Below are 1506 nucleotides of genomic sequence, written 5' to 3'. Positions count from 1 at the left end.
GCCGCGGACGAACCTGGTGACGGTGCGCCGACGCGGCGCGGGGACGGATCTCGCGCCCAATGCCTGAACTCGCCCCGGACGCGCTCCCGGACCCCGACGCGCTGCTGGCCCTGGACCGGGCGCACGTGTGGCATCCGTACGGTCCGATGCCGGGCCGGGCGGACCCGCTGCTCGTGGAGTCCGCCTCCGGGGTCCGCCTCCGCCTCGCGCAGGAGGTGCACGGGCAGCGTGAACTGGTCGACGCGATGGCGTCCTGGTGGTCGGCGGTGCACGGCTACAACCACCCGGTGCTCAACGAGGCCGCGACCGCCCAGCTGGGCCGGATGAGCCACGTGATGTTCGGCGGCCTCACCCACGAGCCGGCCGTTCGGCTGGCGGCCCGGCTGGTGGAGATCACGCCCGAGCCGTTGCGGCACGTCTTCCTCGCCGACTCCGGCTCGGTGTCGGTCGAGGTGGCGTTCAAGATGTGTCTGCAGTACTGGCGTTCACTCGGGCGCCCGGGCAAGCGCCGGCTGCTGACCTGGCGCGGCGGCTACCACGGCGACACCTGGCAGCCGATGTCGGTGTGCGACCCGGAGGGCGGGATGCACGAGCTGTGGCAGGGTGTCCTGCCCCGCCAGGTCTTCGCGGACATGCCGCCCGAGGAGTGGGACGAGGGGTACGCGCGGCGTCTCGCCGACCTGATCGCCGCGCACGCCGAGGAGACGGCGGCCGTGGTCGTCGAGCCGGTCGTGCAGGGCGCCGGCGGCATGCGCTTCCACTCCCCCGCCTACCTGCGCGTCCTGCGCGAAGCCTGCGACGCGCACGACGTCCTGCTGGTCTTCGACGAGATCGCCACCGGATTCGGGCGCACCGGCGAACTCTTCGCGGCCGGCCACGCCGGGGTCGCGCCGGACGTGATGTGTCTGGGCAAGGCTCTGACCGGCGGCTATCTGACGATGGCGGCGACCCTCTGCACCACCCGGGTCGCGGAGGGCATCTCCCGCGGCGAGGTCCCGGTGCTGGCGCACGGCCCGACGTTCATGGGCAACCCGCTGGCCGCCGCGGTCGCCTGCGCCTCCGTGGACCTGCTGCTCGGGCAGGACTGGCGGCAGGAGGTGAAGCGCCTCGAGGCCGGGCTGCGGGAGGGCCTGGCGGCGGCCCACGCGATCCCGGGTGTGGCGGACGTCCGGGTACTGGGCGCCATCGGGGTCGTCCAGCTCGACCACCCGGTCGACATGGCGGCGGCCACCGCCGCGGCGGTGCGTGAGGGGGTCTGGCTGCGTCCTTTCCGCGACCTGGTGTACGTCATGCCGCCGTACGTGACGCAGGACGACGACCTGGCCCGGATCTGTCGCGCGGTGTGCGCGGCGGCCGCGGCGGGATGAACGAACGACGGAAGACGCGAGGACCGACATGTCAGTGATCGTCGTATCGGGCACCGGAACCGAGATCGGCAAGACCGTGGTCACCGCGGCGGTGGCCGCGCTGGCGGCGGCCGCGGGCCGCTCGGTGGCCGTGCTGAAG

The 1506-nt window shown here is 73.6% G+C and carries 1 protein-coding gene; it reads left to right on the top strand.

Annotation, left to right across the window (positions count from 1 at the left end; translation table 11 throughout):
• Positions 1–59 precede the first annotated feature (59 nt).
• Complete coding sequence (locus tag HW445_RS30635; RefSeq protein WP_180224050.1) at positions 60–1367, top strand: adenosylmethionine--8-amino-7-oxononanoate transaminase; 1308 nt, start codon at positions 60–62, stop codon at positions 1365–1367.
• Positions 1368–1506 lie beyond the last annotated feature (139 nt).

This window comes from Streptomyces sp. UH6, from assembly GCF_013421635.1.
GTDB classification, from domain to species: Bacteria; Actinomycetota; Actinomycetes; order Streptomycetales; family Streptomycetaceae; genus Streptomyces; species Streptomyces abyssomicinicus.
This window is presented reverse-complemented; position numbering and strand designations above follow the sequence as displayed.